The sequence below is a fragment of the Streptosporangium sp. NPDC050855 genome (assembly GCF_044456585.1).
GTDB classification, from domain to species: Bacteria; Actinomycetota; Actinomycetes; order Streptosporangiales; family Streptosporangiaceae; genus Streptosporangium; species Streptosporangium longisporum.
The window spans coordinates 65692-91619 of the sequence record NZ_JBITFY010000021.1 but is presented as its reverse complement, the minus strand read 5'-3'; the positions used below and the strand labels follow the sequence as shown (position 1 = coordinate 91619).

The window sequence follows — 25928 nt, the reverse complement described above, 5'->3', positions numbered from 1 at the left end:
CCCGCGCGCCGGGCGCGGGTGGCGGGGCCGGCGGGGCCGGGGCCCGGGGACGGCCGCCCTGTCGCGGAGATCGCAGAACAGGACAGATCGCCCCAAGCGCGTACGTTGTCCCTGCGAAAGGATGTTGAGATAGGAAGGAGCCGGTGACGCGCCGGACGAGTTCAGCGGAGGTCGAACGTGACCCATGACGTCTTCAACCAGGCCCACCCGCTCATCGGGCACGACGTGTCCGCCGACGCCGCGCTCATGGACGGGATGACCCGGGAGGGCGCGGGCTGGGCCTCCGGGGAGCTGCGCCGGCTCGGCCTGCAGGCCGGTTCCGAGCAGGCCCAGGAGTGGGGACGGCTGGCCAACGAGCATCCGCCCGTGCTGCGCACCCATGACCGCTACGGCCGGCGGATCGACGAGGTGGAGTTCCACCCGGCCTGGCACGAGCTGATGACCGTGGCCGTCGAGGCCGGCATGCACGCCACCCCGTGGGCGAGTCCCCGGCCGGGCGCGCACGTGGCCCGCGCCGCCAAGTTCTACGTCTGGGGCCAGGTCGAGGCCGGGCACGGCTGCCCGATCTCGATGACCTACGCCTCGATCGCCGCCCTGCGCCACAGCCCGGCCCTGGCCGCCGAGTGGGAGCCGCTGCTGGCCTCGCGCAGCTACGACTTCGGGCTGCGCCCGCCGCTCGGCAAGCGCGGCGTGCTGGCCGGGATGGCGATGACCGAGAAGCAGGGCGGCTCGGACGTGCGGGCCGGCACCACCCGCGCCGAGCCCGCCGGGGACGGCGGCTACGTGCTGACCGGCCACAAGTGGTTCAACTCCGCCCCGATGTGCGACGTGTTCCTGGTCCTGGCCCAGGCGCCCGGCGGGCTGTCGTGCTTCCTGCTCCCCCGGGTGCTGCCGGACGGCACCCGCAACGCCGTGCACCTGATGCGGCTGAAGGACAAGCTGGGCAACCGGTCCAACGCGAGCGCCGAGGTGGAGTACCACGGGGCGAGGGCCTGGCTGGTCGGCGAGGAGGGCCGGGGCGTGCGGACCATCCTGGAGATGGTCAACATGACCCGGCTGGACTGCGTGATCGGCTCCGCGGCCGGCATGCGGTACGGCGTGACGCAGGCGGTCCACCACGCCCGCCACCGCCGGGCGTTCGGCAGGAGCCTGGCCGACCAGCCGCTGATGCGCAACGTCCTGGCCGACCTGGCGCTGGAGTCGGAGGCGGCGACCGTGCTGATGACGAGGCTGGCCGGGGCCACCGACCGGGCGATCGAGGGCGACCGGGCCGAGGCGGCGCTGCGCCGTACCGCGCTGGCCGTGAGCAAGTACTGGATCTGCAAGCGCGCCCCCGTGCACGCGGCCGAGGCGCTGGAGTGCCTGGGCGGCAACGGCTACGTCGAGGAGTCGCAGATGCCCCGCCTGTTCCGCGACTCCCCGCTCAACGGCATCTGGGAGGGGTCGGGCAACGTCGCGGCGCTGGACGTGCTGCGCGCCCTGGGCCGTGAGCCCGAGGCGCGGGAGGCGTTCTTCGGCGAGGTCTCGCTCGCGGCCGGGGCCGACCGGCACCTGGACGCCGCCGCCGACCGCCTGCGCAAGGCGCTGGACGACCCCACCGACCTGGAGATCCGCGCCCGGCGCGTCGCCGAGGACATGGCGCTGGTACTGCAGGGCTCGCTGCTCGTGCGGCTGGCCCCGGCGGCCGTGGCGGACGCGTTCTGCGTCTCCCGGCTGTCCGGCGAGGGAGGGCACGCCTTCGGCACGCTCCCGACCGGACTGGACCTGGGGACGCTCGTCGAGCGCGCCACCCCCGTGGCCGGGGCGTGAGCGGCGCGGGGCCCGTGCCGTGACCGGCCGACGGCTCCCGGCGGGTCCGGCGGTAGGGTCGGTCATGGCCAACGCCTCATGATCGAAAGGACAATCGCCATGGCGACGACACGTACCGCGACGACTCAGTGGAAGGGCGCGCTGCTCGACGGGTCGGGCAACGTCTCCCTCGACACGTCCGGGGTGGGCACGTTCGACGTGACCTGGGCCTCGCGCGCGGAGCAGGCCAACGGCAAGACCTCCCCGGAGGAGCTCATCGCCGCGGCGCACTCCTCGTGCTTCTCGATGGCCCTCTCCCACGGGCTGGCCCAGGCCGGTACGCCGCCCCAGACCGTGGAGACCAAGGCGGAGGTGACCTTCCAGCCGGGCGAGGGCATCACCGGGATCGTCATCTCGGTCCGCGCCCAGGTCGAGGGCCTGACCGCCGAGCAGTTCCAGGAGGCGGCCGAGACCGCCAAGACGAACTGCCCGGTCAGCAAGGCCCTGACCGGCACGACGATCACCCTGAACGCCGAGCTGCTGGGCTGAGACGGCCCGTCCGGGGCCCGGCCCGCGCCGGGCCGATCACGGCGCTCGTACGGCCGTCCGTGTCCGGCGGGATACGGGCGGCCGGACGGGGTCACGAAGAACACACCTAAATACCCGGACAAAACTCCTTATTCCCACCTTAAAGTGACAGGGGCGAGAACACCTTCACCACGGGTGGCGTATCAGAGGAGAATAGGGTCATATGCGCGAAGTCTGGCCGGGACAGTCGTATCCGCTCGGCAGCACCTGGGACGGCGTGGGGGTCAACTTCTCCCTGTTCTCCGAGGTGGCCGAGCGGGTCGAGCTCTGCCTCTTCTCGGACGACGGCCGCGAGGAGCGGGTCGAGCTGACCGAGGTGGACGCGTTCGTCTGGCACGGCTACCTCCCCGGCGTCCTGCCCGGCCAGCGGTACGGCTACCGCGTCCACGGCCCGTACAACCCCTCCCAGGGGCACCGGTGCAACCCCTCCAAGCTGCTGCTCGATCCCTACGCCAAGGCCGTCGAGGGCGACGTGGTGTGGAACGAGGCGATGTTCTCCTACCGGTTCACCGATCCGGGCAGCCGCAACGACGAGGACACCGCCCCCTTCATGCCGAAGAACGTGGTGATCAACCCGTTCTTCGAGTGGGGCAACGACCGCTCGCCCCGCACCCCGTACCACCAGACCGTGATCTACGAGGCGCACGTGCGCGGGCTGACCATGCGCCACCCCGCGGTCCCGGAGAACCGGCGCGGCACGTACGCGGGGCTGGGCCACCCGGCGGTCATCGAGCACCTGCTGAGCCTGGGCGTCACCGCGGTGGAGCTGATGCCGGTGCACCACTCGGTGCCCGAGCACGCGATGGTCGCCCGGGGGCTGACCAATTACTGGGGCTACAACACGATCGCCTACCTGGCCCCGCACGCCGGCTACTCCAGCTCCGGCCGGCGCGGCGAGCAGGTGCAGGAGTTCAAGGCGATGGTGCGGGCGCTGCACGAGGCCGGCATCGAGGTCATCCTGGACGTGGTCTACAACCACACCGCCGAGGGCGACCACATGGGACCCACCCTGGGCTTCCGCGGCATCGACAACAACGCCTACTACCGGCTGCACGACGGGGACCGGCGCTACTACCTCGACTACACCGGGTGCGGCAACTCCCTCAACGTCCGCTCGCCGCACGCCCTGCAGCTGATCATGGACTCGCTGCGCTACTGGGTGCTGGAGATGCACGTGGACGGCTTCAGGTTCGACCTGGCCTCCGCCCTGGCCCGGGAGCTGCACGACGTCGACCGGCTGAGCGCCTTCTTCGACCTGATCCAGCAGGACCCGGTGATCTCCCAGGTCAAGCTGATCGCCGAGCCCTGGGACGTGGGGCCGGGCGGCTACCAGGTCGGCAACTTCCCGCCGCTGTGGATGGAGTGGAACGGCAAGTACCGCGACAGCGTGCGCGACTTCTGGCGCGGGAGCGGGTCGGCCCTGCCCGAGTTCGCCTCCCGGCTCACCGGGTCCGCCGACCTCTACGCCATCTCCGGCCGCCGTCCCGTGGCCTCCATCAACTTCGTCACCTGCCACGACGGGTTCACCCTGACCGACCTGGTCTCCTACGACCACAAGCACAACGAGGACAACGGCGAGGACAACCGGGACGGCACCGACGACAACCGGTCGTGGAACTGCGGGGCCGAGGGGCCGACGCAGGACGAGCAGATCATGAGCCTGCGCCGCCGCCAGCGCCGCAACCTCCTGGTCACCCTGTTCCTGTCCCAGGGCGTGCCGATGCTGCTGGCCGGTGACGAGTTCGGCCGGACCCAGCACGGCAACAACAACGCCTACTGCCAGGACAACGAGATCTCCTGGGTCGACTGGTCGCTGGCCGAGAGGGAGAGCGGCCTCCTCGGCTTCGTCAGGCGCCTGTCCGCGCTGCGGCGCGAGCACCCGGTGTTCCAGCGGCGCCGCTTCTTCCACGGGCACAAGGCCGCCGACGGCACCCGCGACATCGTCTGGTTCACCCCGGCCGGGGAGGAGATGTCGGCCGGCGACTGGCACACCGGGTACGCCAAGTCGCTGACCGTCTACCTGAACGGCGACGCCATCACCGAGCCGGGGACGCGCGGCGAGCGGATCGTGGACGACTCGTTCCTGCTGCTGATCAACGCCCACCACGAGGACATGGTCTTCGCCCTCCCCCAGCGGAGGTACGGCGGGCGGTGGCTGCGCGTGCTGGACACCGCCGACGACACCGGCGGCACCGGCGTCACCGGCGGCACCGGCGACCACGCCACCGGTGACGATCACATCGTTCACGTCGGCGGGTCCCCGCAGGTCCTCCCGGCCGCCGAGGAGTCCTGGCCGGCCGAGGGCTCGGTCAAGGTGACCTCCCGCTCGGTGCAGATCCTGCGCTGCCCGCGGGCGTAGCCTCCCTGCGGGCCCCGTTCAGGCCCCGGACGCGATCGCGGCGGTGAGCAGGACGAGCACGAAGGTGGCCAGCCCGGCCACGCCGTGCAGCACGACGGCGATGACCGGGAACCGCTGCTCGGCTCCGCGGGCGTGCCGTCCGCCGCCCAGCCAGCGGGTGAACATGGTGAACCCCAGCAGCGCGGAGGCCGTGAGCACGCCGAACGAGAGCCAGGCGAAGATCCGTTCCAGGGTGAGCACGTAGACCACCCAGCAGATCAGCGCGGAGACCGCCAGGACCGGATGCGTGAAGATCAGCAAGGTGGGAAAACGGGTGACCTTGGTCGCCTGTTGTCGGAGCCCTCCCCCGGAGAGCCACACGTACAGCAGGTAGATTCCGACCATCGCGGCGATCAACCACGTCACGATCGCGACCAGCCCCACGCATTCCTCCCGCGTCTCGGTGGAGGAATCATGTATCGTCCGGGGCCCGAAGTCACCACCGGCCATCACATCCGGTATCGCCCGCACCGGAGGAACCCGCCGTCCGCCCCCGTGCGAAGGTAGGGGCATGCGCCTCATCCATCCCGGGACGTCGGCCGGGACCGACCTCGCCCGCGCCTACGCCTACCCGGCCGGCCCGTGTCTGCGGCTCAACATGGTCGCCAGCGCCGACGGCGGGACCTGGTTCGAGGGACGCTCGGGCGAGCTGTCCGGCAGCGGCGACCGCCGGGTCTTCCACGTGCTGCGCGGCCTGGCCGACGTCATCGTGGCCGGGGCGGCGACCGTACGGGCCGAGGGGTACGGCCCGGCCAGGCCGAAGCCGTCCTGGGGGGAACTGCGCGAGGGCCGCCCGGCCGCCCCGCCGGTCGCGGTGATCACCCGCGGCCTCGACCTGGACCTGTCGGGCCCGCTGTTCACCGAGGCGGCGCCCGGCGCCCGGACGATCGTCCTCACCTGCGAGGCCGCGCCCGCGGAGCGGCGGCGGGAGGCGGCCCGGCACGCCGAGGTGATCGTGGCCGGGGGCGACCGGGTGGATCCCGCGCTGGCGGTGCGCGAGCTGGTCGGCCGCGGGCTGGGCCGGATGCTCTGCGAGGGCGGCCCCCGGATCAACGCGCAGCTGGTCGCCGCGGACCTGGTCGACGAGCTCTGCCTGACGGTGAGCCCGATGCTGATCGGCGGCGACTCCGCCCGGGTCCTCGACGGCCCGTCCTCGCTCGCCCGGCTGCGCCTGGCGCACGTCCTGCAGGACGAGGGGTTCCTGTTCATCCGTTACGTCCGGGACGGCACGGAGGCGCCGGGGGACGGGGACACGGGGCCTCCGGCGGACGGGGACACGGAGCCGTCGGCGGACGGCGGCGGCGAGGCCGGGTAGCGAGGCGGGCTTCCGGGTGCCCCGGCGTCCGGAGTTCCGGGTGCCCGAGGATCCGGGTCTCCAGGGCTCCGAGCGCCCGAGGCTCCGGATGTCCGAGGCTCTAGGTGTCCAGGGCTCCGGGTGTCAGGGCATCGCCACTGGACATCCCCCACAAGAAGCGATATATCTCGATCATGGCACGATCATCCTCATCCTCATCCTCCGGCGACGAGCTGCGCGCCTCGCTCGCGGCCCGCCGGGAGCTCGGCCCCGACTACGAGGACTCCCTGGTGGAGGGTTTCCTGGAGAAGATGGATCAGGAGATCGACAGGCGGGTGGACGAACGGCTCGCCGCGCGTGCCCCCGGGCAGGCCCCGGCGGTCTCCCCCTCGGTGGACGCGGGGCAGCGGCTGGCGCTGGCCATCGTCTCCCTCGTGGGAGGCGTGTCGGCGACGATCGGGATCGGCTACTCCGAGATGAGCCAGTCGCTCCTCGCGTTCGTCCTGACGCTCCTGTGGGTCGGGATCATCGGCGTGAACGTGTCGTTCGTCCTCGGGCGCCGCCGGGGCTGACCGCCGCCCCTCCCGCTCCCTCGTCAGGCAGGCGGCACGTGGCGCCGCGTGGGGACGTGGATCCTCGGGTACGGCGTGCGCTGCGGGCGGGGCGTCGCGCGCCGTCCCGAGTGCCGGGCATCTGCCCTTATTTCCCTCTTTTCCTGTCGGGAATTTTACCGATCTTTCCAACAAAGGCGGCACAGGACTGGTTGGAGCCGCGTCGCTCCTGGTTTACTCCTCGTTCATGTACGGGAAATCCGAGATCGCGCCACGGGGGCGTGGCACGCGTGACGTACGGGAGGTCGGTACACGGTGGTCGAGGTCAACACCGAAGCGCTCAAGGCCGCGACACGCGACCTGATCGACACCTTCGCCCCGATAGCCCAACAGGTCAGCACGCTGGCCCAGGGGACGCATCTCAGCCCCGTCCAGTGGGGCGCCGTCGGCGCGGCCACGGTGGCGCGCGAGTACGCCCCGGCCCGCGAGTACCAGGCCAAGCAGGCCGAGGACTTCGTCAAGTGCGTCAACGGGATCAACGCGGGGCTGCTCAGCGTGGTGCTGCACTACCGGCAGGCCGAGCTGGAGACCGCGACCGCGGCGAACGACACCGGGAAGATGATCGACCTGAAGTACTCGGTCTCGGCCGACAGGTCCGCCCTGGACGGGGCGACCAGGAACAAGGACCTGGGTCCCACCGACTGACCCGAGGAGGGGATGCCCCATGGCGGGCGAAGAGGTTCTCACCGGCGCCGGCATCGAGACCGCCGTCCTGGGCGGGATGAAGGCTCTGGGGAAGTACGGTCCCTCGTGGGCCGCCAGCCTGGCGAAGATCGAGCTGGCCGGGAAGCTGGCCAAACCCGCGGCGGGCGCGGCCGCCGTCTGGCTGCTCGCCCGGCCGTGGGACGACGAGGCGATCAGCAAGGTCTTCAACGACTGGCGCACCATCAACCTGAAGCTCTCCCACCTGCGGAACAGGGAGTGGGACACCAAGCTCAAGGCGGTCCAGGCCGCCTGGCCGGAGGGAGACGACCGGGCGGCCTTCGACCGGTTCATGGGAGTGGTCCACCAGGAGGTCCAGCAGCTGGAGACGGCCGCCCTGCAGATGGCCAACGCGGTGCAGAGCGCACAGTCCGACATCCACAAGATCGTCAATACCGCCGGCGTGGTCGTCAACAGCCTCCTCGGCATCATCATCGCCTCGGAGATCGCCCAGCTGATCGGCAAGCAGATGCAGGCCGCGGCGGCCGCGGCGGGACCGGCCGCTCCCGTGATCGCGGCACAGGGCAAGGCGCTCGAGGCCGCGGCCAAGGCCACCCAGGCCTCGTCCGGGCTCATCCTGATGGGCACGGCGGTCAACACGATCGTCGGCATCACCGCGTCCCTGCTCTTCAGCATGGGCAACCTGACCTCGCTGATGAGCATGGACAACCAGTTCCCGATGGCGCAGGCCAACCTCGACAGCGACGGCACGGACGGCAGGACGGACTTCGACGACATCACGCGCAGGAGCGTGTCCAGGTCGTCCGAGGGCTGGTCCTACGGCTGACCGTCCCTGCGGGGCACCGGCACCGAGGTGCCGGTGCCCCCGCAGGACGGCCCGGATCAGCTCTCGTACCGGGCCCGCAGCTCCTGAAGGCTCCGCAGGGCCTCGGCGAGCTCGGGGTCGGCCGAGAGCCCGGCTCCCCCGTCCAGGCCCGGCAGCCGTCCCTGCAGCGACTCGCCGAACCCCTCCATGCCGCCCAGCAGGGGGGCGAGCACCGCGTCCAGGCGCGCGGTCGCCGCCTTCGACGCCTCGGTCACGGCCTCCATGATGGCCTCGGAGAGCGCCTCCGAGCCCAGCCGCATGGCCCTGGGGTTGATGTCCACGCCCAGCAGGGCCCCGCCGGGGGCGACCTCCACGGAGACCAGCCCGTCGGCCGCCTCACCCCGGGCACGCAGGTCGCCCAGCTCCTTGAGCATCCCCTCGTACTGCAGCGAGAGGGCGTCGAACCCCTCGGTCAGCCGGTCCACCTCGGGGTTACCCGTCCGCCAGGAGCGGCCGTCAGGCGTGGTCATGCGTTCCTCCCGGAAACGACTCGCGATCAGAGTTCCTTGAAAGATCTAACACCTCTCCGACCGGTGGGGCGCTCACGGGGTCAGGACATCCCCGACACCGCTAATCGGCCCGGCCGAAAAGATCCCGGCCATGGGGACGGGCGGGCCGGGCACGGGAGAGACGGTCCGGCGGGCGTGAAGACGCGGGCGCACCGGCGACGGGAGCGCGGAGGGGTGGAGGGGTGGAGGGCGGGCGCCGGACGGGCTCGCGCGCGTACGGGATGACGGGGCGTACGGGATGACGGGTAGGTCCGCCCCGGAGCCGCCGCGGCGGCGGGACCGGGCACTCGACGGGACGGACCGTACGGCCACCTGTTGCTCGCCGGGCCCAGGCGCTGGCGCGCCACCAGGACGGCGGCATCCGGTCGGGCCGCAGAGCGCGGCCGGCCGGGCAGATGGTCTGACCCCTCTTTCAGGAAGGTGAGACACCCCCCCACAGGTGAAGACGCCGAAACGGGCACCAAAGGATGCTTCGCCCACCAAGATTTTTCCGCGTCCGAGTCCGGGGCCCCGCCGGCCGCTTCGCGGCGCTGCCGGGCATACCGCTCACCGCATAGGCTGGCGGCATGGACAAGGTGGTAAAGAGCGACGCCGAGTGGCGCGTCCAGCTCTCTCCCGAGGAGTTCCGCGTGCTCCGCCAGGCCGGGACCGAGCGCCCCTACACCGGGGAGTACGTCGACACCAGGACCGTGGGCGTCTACAGCTGCCGGGCCTGCGGCAGCGAGCTGTTCCGGTCCGACACCAAGTTCGACAGCCACTGCGGCTGGCCGAGCTTCTACGAGCCGTCGGAGTCGGAGGCGGTGACGCTGATCGAGGACCGCTCGATGGGCATGACCCGCGTCGAGGTCCGCTGCGCCACCTGCGACTCGCACCTCGGCCATGTCTTCCACGGCGAGGGCTACGGCACGCCCACCGACGATCGCTACTGCATCAACTCGGTCTCCCTGAGGCTGGAACCCGCCGAGTGACCCACCGCCGCTCGCCCGCCGGGACCCACCGGCGGCGGGCGGCCCGGCGGATCCGGGGTTCCCACGTCCCGGGGCCCTTCAAGGCCCCGGCGCGGACCCCCCGGCCTCCGGACGGGCCGGGCCCGTCCCGGAGGGGACGGGCGGCACCACGCGTAGTATTCGAAGGCCTCCGCAGCGTGTCTCCTAAGGAGCCCCCGTGCATCTCCGCCACAGGTGGGAGGTCATCGAGACCATCGGCCAGGTGATCACCCAGCGCTGCACGATCTGCGGCAGGACCAGGGTCAGGGTGACCACCACGCGGCGCGGTGCGGGCTACTTCCCCTGCTTGGGGTACGTCAGGCGGCAGTCGGGATCGTCCGGGCCGAGCATGTTGGCCAGGACCGGATTCCCGTTCTCCCCGAACTCGGCCTGGACGAAGACCACCGGGCTGGGCGTGCCGAGCTCTCCGACGAGGTAGTCGACCCCGGCCTCGCAGAGCGTGACGGCCTGCTTGGAGTTGTCCGCCGTCTCCGGCAGGTCGGTGTATATCCGGAGATATCCGCCGACCATTCGGACGTCCTTGACCCGCTTGCTCGCCTTGTGACCCTTGAAGTAGGCCACCGCGCCCTTGTCGGTGTGCTTGGACGGCCCCGAGGCCTTCATCTCCCTGGCCTTCTGCCGCTTCCTCTCCGCCTCGGCCCGCTCCGCGGCGCTCTCCTTCTTCTCGGCCTTGTCGGCCTTGTCGGCGTTCCCGGTGTTCCCGGTGTTCCCGGCGTTCTCACGGTCGACCTCGGCCGCCACCACGGTGCCGCCCGCGGGTGCCGCGGGCCGGGCCGCGGCAGGGGCCGGACCGCCCGGGGCCGCCGCCCGGGCCACCCCGCTCCCGGGGGCCTCCTCGTCGGGGAACCAGACCCCGCCGATCGCGAGGGCGCCCACCGCCAGCGCGGCGATGCCCGCCGAGACGTCGAGGACGCGTGAACGTGTCTGCTTTCTCCGGCGCCCTCGAGCACGCCGCCTGGATCGTGCCAGAGCTTCGCCCCTTTTCACCCTTGGCCTCACATCGACAGGTGATTTTCACCGAGTATGGCAAATCAAAGGGGCGGTAAAGAGACTCTCACGAGATTATTTTCGTCCGGTCCCCCCGGGGGACGCGTTCCGTCCCTTCCGTCCCTGCCGTCGCGCCGAGGGACCCGCCCTCACGCCCGCGGGACCTGCCCTCGCGCCAGAGGAAGGGCGGCCCGTACGGCCGCGACGACACCACGCCCCGCGGAGGCGGGGCGTGGGGACGGGGACGGGGATCCGGGCTAGGGCAGCGCGGCGATCAGCTCGGCGGCCGGCTTGCGCACGCCCGTGTAGAAGGGCGTCTCCTCGCGGGTGTGCCGCCGGGCCTCGGCACCGCGCAGGGTGCGCATCAGGTCGACGATCCGGTGCAGCTCGTCGGCCTCGAAGGCCAGCATCCACTCGTAGTCGTTCAGCGAGAAGCAGGCGACGGTGTTGGCGCGCACGTCGGGGTAGTCACGCGCCATCCTGCCGTGCTCGGCGAGCATCCGGCGGCGGTCGGCGTCGTCCAGGAGGTACCACTCCAGGGAACGCACGAACGGGTAGACGCTCACGTACCCGCGGGGCTCCTCCTCGGCCAGGAAGGCCGGGATGTGCGACTTGTTGAACTCGGCCGGGCGGTGCAGCGCCATGGCCGACCAGACCGGCTCCGACAGCCGCCCCAGGCCGGTGCGGCGGAAGCGGGAGTAGGTCTCCTGCAGGTCCTCGGCCGTCGGGGCGTGCCACCAGAACATGAAGTCGGCGTCCGCGCGGAAGCCCGCCACGTCGTACAGGCCGCGGGTGACCACGTCCTTCTGCGCCATCTGGGCCATCAGGTCGTCGACCTCGGCGGCGATGCCCTCACGGTGCCCGGGACAGCGCTCGCTCAGCCTGAACACCGACCACATCGTGTAGCGGATCACATCGTTCAGCTCGCGTGCCTTGGGCCGCGGGTTCACGTCCGTCGTCCTCACCCCTTCGTCAGCGAATCGGTCCTGCTCTGCCATTCTCCCGTGGGATCCAGGTGGTCCAGGATCCGGGCCGCCGCGGTGCGGGCGGTCGACACGCAGGCGGGGATGCCGAGGCCGTCGTAGGCGGCGCCGCACAGGGCGAGCCCGGGCAGGGCCGCGGCGGCCGACCTGACGCGGGCCACCCGGTCGAGGTGGCCCACCTCGTACTGCGGCAGGGAGCCGCCCCAGCGGGTCACCCGGGAGTCCCGGGGCAGCCCGCGCACGCCCATCACGTCGGCCATCTCGGCCGTCGCCGCCGCGACGAGCCCGGCGTCGTCGCGCTGGAGCGTCTCCTCCTCGCCGATCCGGCCGATCGAGCAGCGCAGCAGGACCAGGCCCGGGTCGGTCTCGGCCAGGTGCGGCCACTTGACCGAGCTGAACGTGACGGCCTTGACCGTCCGCCCGTCCACGGCCGGGACCAGGTAGCCGCTGCCGTCCGGCGGCCGGGGGAACGCCTCGAGCGGGTAGGCCAGCGTGACGATGGCCATGCTCGCGTACTCGATCCGGGCCAGCTCGGCGGCGGCCGAGGGCGCCTCCTGCGCGAGCAGCCTGCTCGCCGCCGGGGCCGGGACGGCGACGATCACCGCGTCCGCCTCCAGCGTCTCGGGCCTGGGGACCGGGCCGGTCACCAGCAGCCAGCCCGACGGCGTCCGCCGCAGCTCGCGCACGGTGACGCCGGTCCTGATCGTCGCGCCCGAGGCCGTGGCGACGGCCTCGGGGAGGCTGCCCATACCCCGGCGCAGCGTGGTGAAGACCGGCCCGGCGTCCTTGGGCGCGTCCGCGGCGATGTGCCGGGCGGCGGCGAGCAGCGACCGCTCGGAGCGGGCCGCGGCGGCGATCCTCGGCATGGTGGCGTCCAACGAGAGCCGTTCGGCCCTGCCCGCGTAGACGCCGCCGAGCAGCGGCTCGACCAGCCGGTCGACCACCTCCTCGCCCATCCGGGCCCGGATGTACGCGGCCACCGAGACGTCGGTGGCGATGCGCGTGGCCGGCAGGGCCGGCTCCAGCCCCGCCCTGGCCAGGCCGCCCGGGGACAGGACCCTCGACCGGGCCAGCGCCAGGAGGTCGGACGGCACGCCCATGACGTGCCCCTTCGACATGGGACGCAGCGTCCCTCGGCTCAGGATGCTCGCGCGGGTGGTACCGGGAAGGCGCAGCTCCTCGCCCAGCCCGACCGCCCGGGCCAGCTCCTTGCCCTCGGGCCGCCTGGCGAGCATCGCCTCGGCCCCGGTGTCCACCGTGACTCCGGCCACCTCGGCGGCGTGCAGCTTGCCGCCGACGCGCGGGGCGCCGTCCAGCACGGTGATCTCGAGGTGCTCGTCGCCCTGTCGCAGATACCACGCGGCGGCCAGGCCGGAGATCCCCCCGCCGACGACCACCACGTGTCTCCGGTTGCCTTCCATGACTCCTGACCGTACCGCTCGGTCCCGCCGGGTCTTTCTCCCGCCCCGCGCCCGCGCGCCCTCCTCGCGTGCGGGCCCGCTGCGGTGCCGAGCAGGGCGCGGAACGTGACGCCATCGTGACCGTCCCGCTCCGAACCCCGCCGCCGCGCACTCCGTCATCAGGGTCATGAACAGATTCCGGTACGGCCCCCGGCTGGCCGTCGCCCTGGCAGGTCTGGCACTGCTGGCGACCGCCTGCGGGGGAGGCGCGATGACGTCCTCCGACGCCGTGGCCCCCGCCGCCCCCGCGGCCGGCTCCGGCTCCGACTCCGCCGGCGGATCGGAGTCGAGGGCGGCTCGCCAGCGGGAACCGGGCGAGACGGCCGCCAAGGTCGAAACCCGGGACGAGGCGGCGAAGCCCGGTCGGGTGGAGGTGGTCCCGCAGGACAGGGCCATCGTCTACACGGCCGAGATGACGGTGCGGGCCAAGGACGTGACCGCCGCGGCGGACGCGGCCCGCCGGGTCGTCACCACCGCGGGCGGCTACCTGGCGATGGAGAGGTCGGACTCCCGCTCCGAGGGCGAGGGCAGCGCGACGCTGGTCTTCAAGATCCCGCCGGGGAACTACCCCGGCACGCTCGACCGCCTCGGCAAGGAGCTGGGCACCCGCGAGTCGCTGACGCAGAACACCGAGGACGTCACCGAGGAGGTGGCCGACGTGGAGAGCCGCCTGAAGTCGGCCAGGGCCGCCCTGGACTCGCTGCGCACCCTGCTGAAGCGGGCCAACACGATCGGCGAGGTGCTCCAGGTGGAGCGGGAGCTCTCCGACCGCGAGAGCGAGCTGGAGTCCCTGCAGGCCAGGCAGAAGTCCCTGGCCTCGCAGACGAGCGTGGCGACGCTGACCCTGAACCTGGTGGGCCCGGCCGCGGTGGTGAAGCAGGAGGAGGAAGAGCCCTCCGGCTTCCTGGAGGGTCTGCGTCAGGGCTGGAGCGCCTTCGTCACCGCCGTCAAGGTCGGCCTGACCCTGCTGGGCGTGCTGCTCCCCTGGCTGGTCGCGATCGGTCTGGTCTGGGCGGTCGTGGCGTTCGTGCTCCGCCGCAGGGGGCGCGACGGCCGCCGGCCCGCTCCGGCCGGGCGGCCCTCGGCACCCGGCGGCCCCGCCCTCGGCGCGGACGGGGACCGTACGGGCAGTGAGCCGGCCCCGGACACGGACTCGGACCCGGAGACGGACCCGGACCCGGAGACGGACCCGGAGACGGACCCGGACCGCCGGACGTACGGGGAGGGCGGGAACGACGGTCACGACGAGGACCGCGGGAACGCCCCCGGCACGGACGAGCCCCGTGCGGACGAGCCCCGTGCGGACGAGCCCCGTGCGGACGAGCCCCGTGCGGACGGACCCGGCAGGGACGGGCCCGGCGCGGGGGGACGGGCCGGGCGGTAGGGGTCAGCGGGCCGAGGCCGTCTGCACGAACTCGGTGAGGCGGGCCAGCTGGTCGGGGTCGGTGCCGGGAAGCACCCCGTGGCCCAGGTTGAACACGTGGCCCTCCAGGCCGGCGGCGCGGGCGAGGATCTCGCCCGCCCGCCGCTCGACGACCTCCCAAGGGGCGAGCAGGATGGCCGGGTCCAGGTTGCCCTGGAGCGCCTTGCCCGGCCCCACGCGCCGGGCGGCCTCGTCCAGCGGGACCCGCCAGTCGACGCCGACCACGTCGGCCCCGGCCTCGCCGAGCAGGCCCAGCAGCTCGCCGGTGCCGACCCCGAAGTGGATGCGCGGGGCGTCCAGCCCGGCCAGGCCGTCGAAGATCCGGCCGGTGTAGGGCAGGACGAACTCGCGGTAGTCGTCGGGCGAGACCGCGCCGACCCAGGAGTCGAAGAGCTGGACGGCGGAGACGCCCGCGGCGAGCTGCACGCGCAGGAAGCCCAGGGTGATCTCGGTCAGCCGGTCCATGAGCGCGTGCCAGAGCCCCGGCTCGCCGTACATCATGGCCTTGGTGTGGTCGTGGTTCTTGGAGGGGCCGCCCTCGATCAGGTAGGACGCCAGCGTGAACGGGGCGCCCGCGAAGCCGATGAGCGGGACGGCGCCCAGCTCCTTGGTCAGCGCCTGGACGGCCTCGGTGACGTAGGAGACGTCGTCCGGCTCGATCGGGCGCAGCGCGCGGGCCGCCTCGGCGTCCCTGATCGGCGCGGCGACCACCGGTCCGACGCCGGGCTTGATGTCCAGGTCCACCCCGATCGCCTTGAGCGGGACGACGATGTCGCTGAAGAGGATGGCCGCGTCCACCCCGTACCGGCGCACCGGCTGCAGCGTGATCTCGGTGACCAGGTCGGGGGTCGCGCAGGCGGTGAGCATCGGCACCCCCTCGCGGAGCGCCCGGTACTCGGGCAGTGAGCGACCGGCCTGGCGCATGAACCACACCGGCGTGTGGGGAACGGGCCGGCGTCGGCAGGCGCGGATGAAGGCGGAGTCGGCGGGCTCGGAAGTCACCCCCCCAGGGTCCCACGGCGGTGGACCGGTCGGTTCGGCGCGGTCGGGAACCCGGTGCGATCGGCGGGGGATCGCCTTTGTCCACCATGTTCGTCCCTGAGAATGCCTACATATTTTTAAATGATGATAATAATCGCGTATTACCGGTTTTGGGGCGTTCGTCCTCTTGGATCCGATGTCCGCGCGCCCCGGCCGGAGCGGGCGGCGCGGAGAGATCATGTTTGCGGGTACAGTTCCTCTCATCGGTGATCCTGGCCCGGCCCCCGGCTGGTCCAAATGTTCGCCAAGTCACCGCGCGGCATCGATTCCTGCACCACTTTGGGGACACGCCGAGCACGCTGCGCGGAAATGTCGGCGCGACGTGCCAACGTCGGACCACGACCCGACGAAAGGCCCGTGCGATGTCCACCATGTGGAGTTCACCCGAACGTCGCGGTGAGCACCGTGCCTCCTGCGCCTCCTGCGCCTCCTGGGCTCGCGGGCGGGTCCTCGAACAACGGTCCCGTCAACGGCCCCGTCCCTGCGGCGCCCCGGGTAGGCGTCCCGGACGACCGGGGGACGGGCACGAAGGTGGACGTGCCGGCGGACACGGCGGTGGGCGGGGCCGCGCCACGCGCGGCCGTACGTCCTTTCCGGGAGTTCTCCTCGGCGGGGTCGCACCCGCCCCGCACAGGCCGCAGACAGCGGCTTGATCGGTTCCTATGGCTCCTATACGCACCCCAGTGGTCCCCATGCGATCAGTTTCGACCTACGCTTCCGATATGACCGTCGGTGACGCGCCGCCCGCTCCCGCCGCCTTCAGGCGCGCGGTGGCGAGCATGCACCCCGCGGAGGTCAGACCCGAGATCGAGCTGGAGGACATCCCGGCACCGCAGCGCCTGGCCCCGTACTCGGCCGCCATCGGCGCCTCGGTCTATCGCGACGACGACGAGCTCGCGATCGGGCGCCTCATCATGCTCTTCGACCCGGAGGGCCGGAACGGCTGGGACGGCCAGTTCCGGCTCGTCGCCTACGTCCGGGCCGACATGGAACCCGAGATCACCGAAGACCCGCTGCTCGGCCCCGTCGCGTGGAGCTGGCTCACCGAGTCGCTCGACGCCCACGACGCGGGCTACGCCGCCGCGGGAGGCACCGTCACCAAGGCGGTCTCCGAGGGCTTCGGCAACAAGGCCGAGGATCCGGTGACCACCGAGCTGGAGCTGCGCGCGTCCTGGTCACCGCTGCAGGAGGACCTGTCCGGACACGTCGCCGCCTGGTGCGATCTGATGTGCCTCGCCGCGGGCATACCACCCCTGCCACCCGGCGTGGCGGCGCTGCCGCCGCGTCGTCGCGAGGATCCGGAGCCCTTCAGAACGTGACCGACGAGACGACCGTAGTTCCGCTGCTGGAGCCCCGCGAGGGGATCCCGCCCGTCATCGAGGACCAGGCGGCCCTCGCCCGCGTGGTGCGCGCCTTCGCCGAGGGCACCGGTCCCGTCGCCGTGGACGCCGAGCGCGCCTCCGGTTACCGCTACAGCGGCCGGGCGTACCTGGTCCAGCTGCGCCGGGCGGGCGCGGGCAGCGCGCTGATCGACCCCATCCGCTGCCCCGACCTGTCGGAGCTGGACGCGGCGCTGGCCGGTGCCGAGGTGGTGCTGCACGCCGCCTCCCAGGACCTGCCGTGCCTGGCCGAGGTGGGTTTCCACCCGCGCGAGCTGTTCGACACCGAGCTGGCCGGCCGGCTGCTCGGCTACGAGCGGGTCGGGCTCGGCCTGATGGTGGAGAACGTCCTGGGCCTGCGGCTGGAGAAGGGCCACTCCGCGGCCGACTGGTCCACCCGCCCGCTGCCGGAGGACTGGCTGCGCTACGCCGCGCTCGACGTCGAGGTCCTGATCGAGCTGCGCGACGTGCTGCACGCGGAGCTGGAGTCCACCGGCAAGCTGGCCTGGGCGCGCGAGGAGTTCGCCGCCGTGCTGGCGCACCGGACCCCGGCCCCCCGCTCCGACCCGTGGCGACGCACCTCGGGCATCCACAAGGTCCGCTCGCTGCGCGGCCTGGCGGTGGTGCGGGAGCTGTGGACGCTGCGCGACCGGCTGGCCCGCGAGTCCGACGTCGCCCCCGGCAGGGTCCTGTCGGACTCGGCGATCGTCACCGCCGCCCTGGAACTGCCCCGCACCACCAAGGCGCTCACCGACATCCCCCCGTTCACCGGCCGCAGCGCCCGGCGGCACCTGCGCGACTGGCTGGCCGCCATCGGCACCGCCCGCTCGCTGCCGGACGCGGAACTGCCCCAGCCCAGCGTGCAGGGGGACGGGCCGCCCCCGGCCAACCGGTGGATGGACCGCGACCCGGTCGCAGCCCGCAGGCTGGCCGCCGCCAGGACCGTGGTCGCCGCCCTCGCCGACGAGCACCACATGCCCGCGGAGAACCTGATCCAGCCCGACGCGGTACGCCGTCTGACGTGGGAGCCGCCCGAGGTCGTCGACGACGAGACCGTCGCCGCCCGGCTGCGCGAGCTGGGCGCCCGCGAGTGGCAGATCGCGCTGACCGCCCATCCGATCGCCAAGGCCCTGCTCCGTCTGGAGATCAAGGGGCAGGCGTGAGGGGACGGGGCCGCGGTCCCGCCGAAGCGGGCGGGTCATCCGCTCCGTCCGGAGATCGGGGGCAGGCGTGAGGGTATGGGGCCCGGCCGCTCAGCTCGCCGACAGTGCCTGCGGCAGGCGCAGCCCCGTCCCGGCGCCCCCGGTGCCGGAGGGCGCCGGGCGCGCGTAGGGAATGGCGCACCACACGGTCCGGCCCAGGCCCCGGCCGTGCTCGCACGTCCCCCACCGGCCGCCCGAGAGCCGGTCCACGATGAGCAGGCCGCGACCGCGACCGGCTCCGGGCCGGTCGCGCGGGATGTGCGGCACCCGGGAGGTGGAACCGGCGTCGGAGACCTCCACCCGGACGGAGTCGGCGCTGTCGGTGAGCGTCAGCCCGATCAGGTCGTCCACCGGCCCGCGGTCGGAGTGCTCCACGGCGTTGGCCAGCAGCTCGGAGACCACCTGGACGACGTCCGCCAGGAGGGCGTGGTCCGCGCCGAGGGCCTCGCGCGCCTCCCGGCGTGCCTGCCGTACCGATTCATGATTGTTGTCCAGAAATATCTCTGCGAGCTTTCTCGGTTCCATGCTCGACGCCCCCCACCTGGATTTCATGAATCGCCGTCTTCGTGGCCGTCCCCGACGGGAATCCCCACAGGGACGACTACCCTACGCGTTCGCTCCGACACTCAGCGGAGGCGCTTTCGCGCGTCCGCACGGTGACGCCGCAGGGCCGCGGCCGTCGGCCGGCACGGGCCCGGCGGGGATCCGGCACGGACTCGGCACGGACCCGGTGCGGGTCTTTCGCCGGTACGGGATTCGGTGCGGGTGGCGTGGAGGATTGCCCGCGAATTCGCGACCGGGATCGGCACGATGCGAGGCTTTCTGGTGATTCAGGTGTTTCAGGGGAATTCGGCGGGCGTCATCCGCCGCCGGGAACGCGTCGTGAATCACGGTCCCGTCTCTCCCGCGTCACCGGATCGGGCACGAGGCGTTCCCGGCCGCCGCCAGGAGACGGCACGACGCCGGCCCGCCCCCGCGACGGGGACGGGCCGGCCGGTGCGGGGTCAGCAGGTCGCGAGCATGTTCTGCAGGGCGGTCTTCTCCGAGCTCTGCAGGGTCAGCTTCCAGTGGAACTTCACCTGGATCCACGCCCTGGCGTAGGTGCAGCGGAAGGTGCCCAGCGGCGGCTGCCACGTCGAGGGGTCCTGGTCCCCCTTGGCCTGGTTGACGTTGTCGGTGACCGCCCACAGCTCCGGCCCGCCGAGGTCGTTGGCGAAGGCCTGCCGCTGCGCGGTGGTCCAGGAGTGGGCGCCGGAGCGCCAGGCCTCGGAGAGCGGCACCATGTGGTCGATGTCGATGTCGCTCGCGGCGGTCCAGGTGGCGCCGTCGAACGGGGAGTACCACCTGCCCGAGGTGGCCGCGCAGCTGGAGTTCACGACCACCCCGGTGCCGTCCCGCTTGAGCACGGTCTCGCGGGTGTTGCAGGCGCCGCTGACGGTGATCCAGTGGGGGAACAGGGTCCGGTCGTAGGAGGACTGGTTGGTCTCCGGCGCCACGGTGAGCGTGGCAAGACGGCTGGCGGCGGTGGGCGCCGAGGGAATGTTGGGAGGGGTCGCGCCCGCCGTCCCCGGGGTCAGGGAGAGGCAGAGGACGGCGGTGGTGAGGGCGGCGGAGACCGCGGTGACGACTCGCTTCACGAGTTGCCCCTTCTGTCGCTCCGCCTCGGCCAGTCGGGGGGTCTGGGCACGGCGAGGGGAGGACAGACGGAACGTCTCAAGTCATGACAAATGAGCAAATGTCATGGTTTGACGATCAGTCAGGGGGCCGTTGGTCGGATCCTGACGCACGTTTCCCGGCGCGGGTTCGTGATCTGCGGGGACTCCTCACCCGCGCGCGCCGCCCTTTTCCTTTTCCGCCCGCAGTGCCGGAGAAAGTCCGGTGAACGACAGGAAACGTCCGGGGAAATCCCCACCGCGGCCGTACCGGCGTACGGGAAAAGCACGGGTGCGCCTGTCCCGACACATGGAACACCACGTCATGACGTGGATCGTTGGTTAGGAATATCACACGACCCTGTCCCTCCGGGGTGCTTGCCGCGACCCCCGCGACTACCGTACGGTGGTACGGAAAGCGCTTTCCATTGGAGGTCCGGAGAAGATGTCCCCGCAAAGCATCGGCGTCGTGATGAACGGCGTCACCGGTCGCATGGGTTACCGTCAGCATCTGGTGCGATCGGTTCTGGCGATCAACGAGCAGGGCGGCGTGCCACTGTCGGGCGGCGGGCGGGTTCTGCTCAGGCCGGTGCTGGTGGGCCGGAGCGCGGAGAAGCTCGAACGGCTGTCCGCCGACCACGACATCGCCGAGTGGACCACCGACCTCGACGCGGCCCTCGCCGACGACTCCAACCTGATCTACTTCGACGCCCAGGTCACCCAGGCCCGGGTCAAGGCCGTGCTCAAGGCGATCGACGCGGGCAAGCACGTCTACGCCGAGAAGCCCACCGCGGAGACCTCCGAGGACGCGCTGGCGCTGGCCGAGGCCGCCGCGGCCAAGGGCGTGAAGAACGGCGTCGTGCAGGACAAGCTCTTCCTGCCCGGCCTGCTCAAGCTCAGGCGCCTGATCGACGGGGGCTTCTTCGGCCGCATCCTGTCGGTGCGCGGCGAGTTCGGCTACTGGGTGTTCGAGGGCGACTGGCAGGCCGCGCAGCGCCCCTCGTGGAACTACCGCAGCGCCGACGGCGGCGGGATCGTCCTGGACATGTTCCCGCACTGGGCGTACGTGCTGGAGAACCTGTTCGGCCGGGTCATCTCGGTCTACGCCCAGGCCGTCACCCACATCCCCGAGCGGGTGGACGAGGCCGGCGAGACCTACCGCGCCACCGCCGACGACGCCGCCTACGGGATCTTCGAGCTGGAGGGCGGGATCGTCGCGCAGATCAACTCCTCCTGGAGCGTCCGGGTGAACCGCGACGAGCTGGTGGAGTTCCAGGTGGACGGCACGCACGGCAGCGCCGTCGCTGGCCTGCGCGACTGCCGGATCCAGCACCGGGCCACCACCCCCAAGCCGGTCTGGAACCCCGACCTGCCGGTCACCGCCCGCTTCAGGGACGACTGGCAGGAGGTGCCCGACAACGCGGAGTTCGACAACGGTTTCAAGATCCAGTGGGAGCGGTTCGTCCGCCACGTCGTCGAGGACGAGCCCTTCCCCTACGACTTCGCCTCGGGCGCGCGCGGCGTCCGCCTCGCCGAGCTCGGCCTGCGCTCCTCGGCCGAGGGCCGCCGCCTCGTGGTGGAGCCCTGATGAGGATCGCGCTCCCCGGCGGGACCCACGTCCTGCGCGAGCCGGTGACCTGGGAGCGGACGGCGAGCCCGGCCGGCTCCCGCGTCGTCTACGCCGCCGCCCACGTGGTCGCCGACCCGCTGGGCGACAACACCCCCGGCTCCCCGGCCGCCGTCGACTGGGACGCCACCCTGCGGTTCCGCCACCACCTGTGGTCGCACGGGCTGCGGATCGCCGACGCCATGGACACCGCGCAGCGCAACATGGGCCTGGACTGGCCCGCCACCCGCGAGCTGATCCGGCGCAGCGCCACCGAGGCGAAGGCGTTCAGTGATCTCGGCGACCCGGCCACGCTGGTCGCCTGCGGCGCCGGCACCGACCAGGCCCCGCACGCCCGGACCCTGGACGAGATCGTCGCCGCCTACACCGAGCAGATCGAGACCGTCCAGGAGGCGGGCGCCGGGGTCATCGTGATGGCGAGCCGGCAGCTGGCCGCGGCCGCCCGGGGCCCGGAGGACTACCACCGGGTCTACGGCGAGCTGCTCTCCCTGACCGACCGCCCGGTGATCCTGCACTGGCTGGGCGAGATGTTCGACCCGAACCTGGCGGGCTACTGGGGCTCGAAGGACGTGGCCGAGGCCACCGCGTCGTTCCTCGCGCTGATCGGCGAGCACGCCGCGAAGGTGGACGGGGTCAAGGTCTCGCTGCTGGACGCCGAGCACGAGATCGGGCTGCGCGCGGCGCTGCCCGAGGGCGTCAGGCTCTACACCGGCGACGACTTCAACTACCCCTCGCTGATCAGGTCCGGCAGCCACGCGCTGCTGGGCATCTTCGACGCGATCGCCCCGGCCGCCGCCGCGGCCCTGCGGGCGCTCGACGCCGGTGACCTCGACCGCTACGACGAGATCCTGGCGCCCACGGTCCCGCTCTCGCGGAAGATCTTCGAGGCCCCCACGTACAACTACAAGACCGGCATCGTCTTCCTGGCCTGGCTGAACGGCCACCAGGACGCCTTCTGCATGGTCAACGGCGCCCAGGCCGCGCGCTCGCTGTCCCACCTGGCCGAGGTGTTCCGCCTGGCCGACCGGGCCGGGCTGCTGACCGACCCGGAGCTGGCGGTCGCGCGGATGCGCTCCCTGCTGGCGGTGAACGGGCTGTGAGGACCTTCGCGGCGACCGCCGCACCCTGGGCCCCCGGCCCGGCCGCGGGGACGGGAGTGTGGCGATGAGCCGTTTCTCGCTCAACCAGTGGACCACGAAGCGGTGGTCGGTGGCCGAGGTGGTCGACGGGTGCGTGCGGCACGGCGTCGAGGCCGTCGGCCTGTGGCGGCAGGACGTGGCCGCGCAGGGCCTGGAGGAGAGCGTCAAGCTCGTCGCGGACGCGGGCCTGCGGGTGTCGTCGCTCTGCCGGGGCGGTTTCCTGACCACCGGCTCCCCCGAGGCCCTGGAGGACAACCGCAGGGCCATCGACGAGGCCGCGGCCCTGGGCGCGGCCTGCCTGGTCATGGTGGTCGGCGGCCTGCCCGGCGTGGTGCCCGGCGAGCCGCTGGGGACCTTCTCCCGCGACCTGCCCGCCGCCCGGGAACGGGTCGCCGAGGCGCTGGCCGAGCTGGCGCCGTACGCGGGCGAGCGGGGGGTGCGGCTGGCCCTGGAGCCGCTGCACCCGATGTACTGCGCCGACCGGGCCGTGCTGTCCACCCTCGGCCAGGCCCTCGACCTGGCCGAACGGCACCCCGCCGAGCAGGTGGGCGTGGTCGTCGACACCTTCCACGTCTGGTGGGACCCGCAGGTCCTCGACCAGATCGCCAGGGCCGCGGGAAGGATCGCGAGCTACCAGGTGTGCGACTTCCTGTGCCCGCTCCCGGCCGACGCGCTGCTCGGCCGGGGGGTGATGGGCGACGGGGTGATCGACTTCGCCCCGCTGACGGACGCGGTGGCCGCGGCGGGCTACACCGGGGACGTCGAGGTGGAGATCTTCAACGCCGACGTCTGGGCCGCCGACCCCGACGAGGTCCTGGCCAGGGTCAGGACCGCCTTCGGCGCGCTCATCGGGGTCTGAACGCCTCCCCGCCACCGCCGGGCCGCCACCGGATCACCACCGGGCCGCCGACGGATCGCCGACGGATCGCCGACGGGCCGCCGACGGGTCCTTCCGGGGACGCGGTGGCGGTCCGTCGCGGAGAGGATCGGTGGCGTCCCGCCAGGGGATGACCGGGCCGGGACCGTTCCAGGGGGCGGAAAACGAGTTCATCGGCCCCGGATCGGGGCTTCACGTTGGAGTGACGACGCCGGTACTCGTACGGTAGGGGTATGACGACCGCAGAGAGCGAAGCCAGCCCCGCCGTACAGCGGCCGCCGGAGCATGTCCTGGCCGTACTCGAGGCCATTATGGAGTGGGAGGCGGCCAACCCCGACTCGGCGCCGTCCGGGCAGGGAGAGGCGATCCTGTGGGCCCTGGGCAAGCGTGAGCAGGCGCCCATCAGCGGGCGCCCCAGTTCCGGGCCCCCCAGCCTCGCCGACGCCCGCGCGGAGATCGACGCCGCCGAGCGGGTGCCGCGTGAAGGCCGGGTCGTCCCGGCCGACGGAGTGATCAGCACCCTGAACTGGCTGATCGGCGCCAAGGACGGCCTGCCGATCCCCGGCCGCCGCTCCTCGGAGGGGCACGGGCACCTGGTCGGCGGGCGCGGGGTCATCCTCCGCACCGAGGCCGAGATCAGCCGCATCGCCGAGCTGGCCCGCACGGGAATGCCCAACGCCGCGGGCGAGTGGGAGAAGGAGTGGTGCTCGGGGACCGTCGCCGTGTGCGAGTGGGTGCTCGGCACGCGCCGCAAGTCCCCGGTCCGCAACACGCCCCGTCCGATCCACGGGCCGACCGGGCTCAACCTCGGCATGGAGGAGACCGCGGCCGAGGACGTGTCCCGGCAGCTCGGCCGGGGACGCCAGCACTCCCCCGGCTACGGCGACGGGGTCATCCGGACGATCCGCTGGCTGCGCGGGCAGATCACCGTCCCGCCGGTCAACGACCAGGGGAACCCGATCGCCGGCATGCGCTGACCGCCTTCCCCGCCTTCCCCGCCTCCCCACCTCCCGACGGAACGACCGGCCCGGACCACCCCGCCAGGGGACCGGGCCGCTCGCGTGACACGGGGGCCCGTCCGGGACCGGCCCGGCTCGCCCCGGCGACGGTGAGGGAACGCACGGGACGCGGGCACCGACGACGGACACGGACGGCGGACACCGACGGCGGACACCGACGGCGGACACCGACGGCGGACACCGACGGCGGACACCGACGGCGGACACCGACGGCGGACACCGACGGCGGGCAGCGACGGCGGGCGGGTCCCTCAGTGTCCCTCAGTCCAGGGCGCGGGTGCTCTCGCGGAGGATGACCTCTCCGGCCACGGTCTCCGCCCTGGCCTCGTCCGTCGCGTCCAGGGCCAGCTCCAGCGCGCGGGCGCCCATCTGCGGGAGCGGCAGCCGTACGGTGGACAGCGCCGGGACCAGGTCCCGCAGGGTGAAGATGTCGTCGAACCCGGCCACCGAGACGTCCTCGGGCACGCGCACGCCGCGGTCCCTGAAGGAGGCCAGGGCGCCCACAGCCATCACGTCGGTGACCGCGAAGACGCAGGTGACCCCGGTCGCCTGGGTGGCCGCCGCGTAGCCGCCCTCCCGGTCGAAGGAGCCGTACAGCACCAACGGCTCGGGCAGGCCCAGCTCCTCCAGCGCGCCGACGAACCCGGCCACCCGGTCCCGGGGCGCGAGCAGCCAGTCCGGGCCGGCGAGCACGGCGAACTTGCGGTGCCCCAGCCCGGCCAGGGCGCGGGCCAGCGCGGCGGCGCCCGCCCGGTTGTCCGGCACGACCGTGTCGGTGCCGAGCAGGTCCTGTCCCACGCAGGCCACCCGGCCACCGGTCTCCCGGTAGCGGTCGAGCTCCTCGCGGAGCCTGCGGGTCGGCTCGGGGTCGGCGACCCGGGAGCCGACGAGCAGCACCGCGCGGACCCGCTGGGCGTTCAGCGTGGAGACGTAGGCGATCTCCCGGCTCGGGTCGCGGTGCGTGGTGCCCATCATGACCATCAGCCCCTGGCTCTCGGCGACCCGCATGGCCCCGTCGGCGATGGCGGCGAAGTAGGGGTCGATGAGATCGTGCACGACCAGGCCGATCACGTTGCTGGCCCCCCGGGCGAGGGTCTGCGCGGCCACGTTGGTGCGGTAGCCGAGCTCGGAGGCGGACAGTTCCACCTTGGCCCGCAGGGACGCCCCCACCTGACGGGTGCTGCCGTTGAGCACCCGCGACGCCGTGGCGAGCGAAACGCCCGCGTGCCGGGCGACATCCTCAAGCGTGACCACCGACGACCTCCAGGAAAGCGTTTTCCAAGTCTGCCAGAGTTGTATCCGTCTCGCATCCCGGACAGATCGGCGAGACGGAGCCGAGGAGCGGCACATCCTCGGGGACAACCTACCCATCCGGCCAGGGCCCGGCCGCGCCAGACGTTGTTACTGACGAGTAGC

Annotated in this window: 24 protein-coding genes; 15 read left to right on the top strand and 9 right to left on the bottom strand. The window is 72.5% G+C overall.

Annotated features, from left to right (window positions below; translation table 11 throughout):
* Window positions 1–177 precede the first annotated feature (177 nt).
* The 3 genes from ACIBCT_RS33000 to glgX all read left to right on the top strand — a co-directional run bounded on the left by ACIBCT_RS33000 (window position 178) and on the right by glgX (window position 4735).
* On the top strand, window positions 178–1809 hold the full coding sequence (locus tag ACIBCT_RS33000; RefSeq protein WP_399195356.1) for an isovaleryl-CoA dehydrogenase: 1632 nt from the start codon (window positions 178–180) through the stop codon (window positions 1807–1809).
* A 99-nt stretch (window positions 1810–1908) separates the two neighbouring features.
* Entirely contained in the window at window positions 1909–2337 is a 429-nt protein-coding gene (locus tag ACIBCT_RS32995) for an OsmC family peroxiredoxin (RefSeq protein WP_399195354.1), read from the top strand.
* A gap of 202 nt (window positions 2338–2539) precedes the next feature.
* The gene (gene glgX, locus ACIBCT_RS32990; RefSeq protein ID WP_399195352.1) at window positions 2540–4735 is read left to right on the top strand and encodes a glycogen debranching protein GlgX; all 2196 of its coding nucleotides are present in this window, start codon (window positions 2540–2542) and stop codon (window positions 4733–4735) included.
* An 18-nt stretch (window positions 4736–4753) separates the two neighbouring features.
* Here the strand turns inward: glgX and ACIBCT_RS32985 are convergent, their stop codons facing one another.
* Window positions 4754–5158, bottom strand: a complete 405-nt coding sequence (locus tag ACIBCT_RS32985) for a hypothetical protein (protein WP_399195350.1) — start codon at window positions 5156–5158, stop codon at window positions 4754–4756.
* Window positions 5159–5285: 127 nt separating this feature from the next.
* Between ACIBCT_RS32985 and ACIBCT_RS32980 the strand changes: the two genes are divergently transcribed.
* The 4 genes from ACIBCT_RS32980 to ACIBCT_RS32965 all read left to right on the top strand — a co-directional run bounded on the left by ACIBCT_RS32980 (window position 5286) and on the right by ACIBCT_RS32965 (window position 8168).
* Window positions 5286–6089: a pyrimidine reductase family protein gene (locus ACIBCT_RS32980; protein ID WP_399195348.1), complete on the top strand. Its 804-nt coding sequence runs from the start codon at window positions 5286–5288 to the stop codon at window positions 6087–6089.
* A gap of 173 nt (window positions 6090–6262) precedes the next feature.
* The gene (locus ACIBCT_RS32975; protein ID WP_399195346.1) at window positions 6263–6640 is read left to right on the top strand and encodes a hypothetical protein; all 378 of its coding nucleotides are present in this window, start codon (window positions 6263–6265) and stop codon (window positions 6638–6640) included.
* Between the two features lie 294 nt (window positions 6641–6934).
* Window positions 6935–7324 carry a hypothetical protein gene (locus ACIBCT_RS32970; protein ID WP_399195344.1) on the top strand — a complete coding sequence of 130 codons (390 nt, stop codon included), beginning with the start codon at window positions 6935–6937 and terminating at the stop codon, window positions 7322–7324.
* A gap of 19 nt (window positions 7325–7343) precedes the next feature.
* Entirely contained in the window at window positions 7344–8168 is an 825-nt protein-coding gene (locus ACIBCT_RS32965; protein WP_399195342.1) for a hypothetical protein, read from the top strand.
* A gap of 56 nt (window positions 8169–8224) precedes the next feature.
* Here the strand turns inward: ACIBCT_RS32965 and ACIBCT_RS32960 are convergent, their stop codons facing one another.
* On the bottom strand, window positions 8225–8677 hold the full coding sequence (locus tag ACIBCT_RS32960) for a YbaB/EbfC family nucleoid-associated protein (protein ID WP_399195340.1): 453 nt from the start codon (window positions 8675–8677) through the stop codon (window positions 8225–8227).
* Between the two features lie 605 nt (window positions 8678–9282).
* On the opposite strand from ACIBCT_RS32960, the gene msrB reads away from it, so the two are divergent.
* Window positions 9283–9684, top strand: a complete 402-nt coding sequence (gene msrB, locus ACIBCT_RS32955) for a peptide-methionine (R)-S-oxide reductase MsrB (RefSeq protein WP_399195338.1) — start codon at window positions 9283–9285, stop codon at window positions 9682–9684.
* Window positions 9685–9996: 312 nt separating this feature from the next.
* Here msrB and ACIBCT_RS32950 read toward each other — a convergent pair whose 3' ends face one another.
* From ACIBCT_RS32950 to hemG, 3 genes are all read right to left on the bottom strand, one after another.
* Window positions 9997–10599: a hypothetical protein gene (locus ACIBCT_RS32950; protein WP_399195336.1), complete on the bottom strand. Its 603-nt coding sequence runs from the start codon at window positions 10597–10599 to the stop codon at window positions 9997–9999.
* A gap of 368 nt (window positions 10600–10967) precedes the next feature.
* The gene (gene hemQ, locus ACIBCT_RS32945; protein WP_399195334.1) at window positions 10968–11675 is read right to left on the bottom strand and encodes a hydrogen peroxide-dependent heme synthase; all 708 of its coding nucleotides are present in this window, start codon (window positions 11673–11675) and stop codon (window positions 10968–10970) included.
* Window positions 11672–13114, bottom strand: coding sequence for a protoporphyrinogen oxidase (gene hemG / locus ACIBCT_RS32940; RefSeq protein WP_399195332.1), 1443 nt, complete (start codon window positions 13112–13114; stop codon window positions 11672–11674). Before hemG ends, hemQ begins: the two co-directional genes overlap by 4 nt.
* Window positions 13115–13280: 166 nt before the next feature.
* On the opposite strand from hemG, the gene ACIBCT_RS32935 reads away from it, so the two are divergent.
* On the top strand, window positions 13281–14537 hold the full coding sequence (locus ACIBCT_RS32935) for a DUF4349 domain-containing protein (protein WP_399195330.1): 1257 nt from the start codon (window positions 13281–13283) through the stop codon (window positions 14535–14537).
* A 3-nt stretch (window positions 14538–14540) separates the two neighbouring features.
* Here ACIBCT_RS32935 and hemE read toward each other — a convergent pair whose 3' ends face one another.
* Window positions 14541–15578: a uroporphyrinogen decarboxylase gene (gene hemE, locus ACIBCT_RS32930; RefSeq protein WP_399195328.1), complete on the bottom strand. Its 1038-nt coding sequence runs from the start codon at window positions 15576–15578 to the stop codon at window positions 14541–14543.
* A 761-nt stretch (window positions 15579–16339) separates the two neighbouring features.
* Between hemE and ACIBCT_RS32925 the strand changes: the two genes are divergently transcribed.
* Together ACIBCT_RS32925 and ACIBCT_RS32920 are read left to right on the top strand one after the other, a co-directional pair.
* A complete protein-coding gene (locus ACIBCT_RS32925) occupies window positions 16340–16936 on the top strand; it encodes a DUF3000 domain-containing protein (protein WP_344900980.1) in 597 nt (198 codons plus the stop codon).
* Window positions 16933–18159 (top strand): HRDC domain-containing protein, encoded by a 1227-nt coding sequence (locus ACIBCT_RS32920; protein ID WP_399195326.1) that lies wholly within the window; start codon window positions 16933–16935, stop codon window positions 18157–18159. The genes ACIBCT_RS32925 and ACIBCT_RS32920 overlap by 4 nt, the downstream gene beginning before the upstream one ends.
* 90 nt (window positions 18160–18249) lie before the next feature.
* On the opposite strand, the gene ACIBCT_RS32915 is transcribed toward ACIBCT_RS32920, so the two are convergent.
* On the bottom strand, window positions 18250–18723 hold the full coding sequence (locus ACIBCT_RS32915; protein ID WP_399195324.1) for an ATP-binding protein: 474 nt from the start codon (window positions 18721–18723) through the stop codon (window positions 18250–18252).
* 479 nt (window positions 18724–19202) lie between these two features.
* On the bottom strand, window positions 19203–19835 hold the full coding sequence (locus ACIBCT_RS32910; protein ID WP_399195322.1) for an HNH endonuclease family protein: 633 nt from the start codon (window positions 19833–19835) through the stop codon (window positions 19203–19205).
* Window positions 19836–20295: 460 nt separating this feature from the next.
* Here ACIBCT_RS32910 and ACIBCT_RS32905 point away from each other — a divergent pair, with 460 nt between their 5' ends.
* From ACIBCT_RS32905 to ACIBCT_RS32890, 4 genes are all read left to right on the top strand, one after another.
* Window positions 20296–21438, top strand: a complete 1143-nt coding sequence (locus ACIBCT_RS32905; protein ID WP_399195320.1) for a Gfo/Idh/MocA family protein — start codon at window positions 20296–20298, stop codon at window positions 21436–21438.
* Window positions 21438–22577, top strand: coding sequence for a dihydrodipicolinate synthase family protein (locus ACIBCT_RS32900; RefSeq protein ID WP_399195318.1), 1140 nt, complete (start codon window positions 21438–21440; stop codon window positions 22575–22577). Before ACIBCT_RS32905 ends, ACIBCT_RS32900 begins: the two co-directional genes overlap by 1 nt.
* A gap of 64 nt (window positions 22578–22641) precedes the next feature.
* A complete protein-coding gene (locus ACIBCT_RS32895; protein WP_399195315.1) occupies window positions 22642–23475 on the top strand; it encodes a sugar phosphate isomerase/epimerase family protein in 834 nt (277 codons plus the stop codon).
* A gap of 251 nt (window positions 23476–23726) precedes the next feature.
* Window positions 23727–24470: a hypothetical protein gene (locus ACIBCT_RS32890; protein ID WP_344900995.1), complete on the top strand. Its 744-nt coding sequence runs from the start codon at window positions 23727–23729 to the stop codon at window positions 24468–24470.
* Window positions 24471–24773: 303 nt separating this feature from the next.
* Here the strand turns inward: ACIBCT_RS32890 and ACIBCT_RS32885 are convergent, their stop codons facing one another.
* Window positions 24774–25766, bottom strand: a complete 993-nt coding sequence (locus tag ACIBCT_RS32885) for a LacI family DNA-binding transcriptional regulator (RefSeq protein ID WP_399195313.1) — start codon at window positions 25764–25766, stop codon at window positions 24774–24776.
* Window positions 25767–25928: the final 162 nt, after the last annotated feature.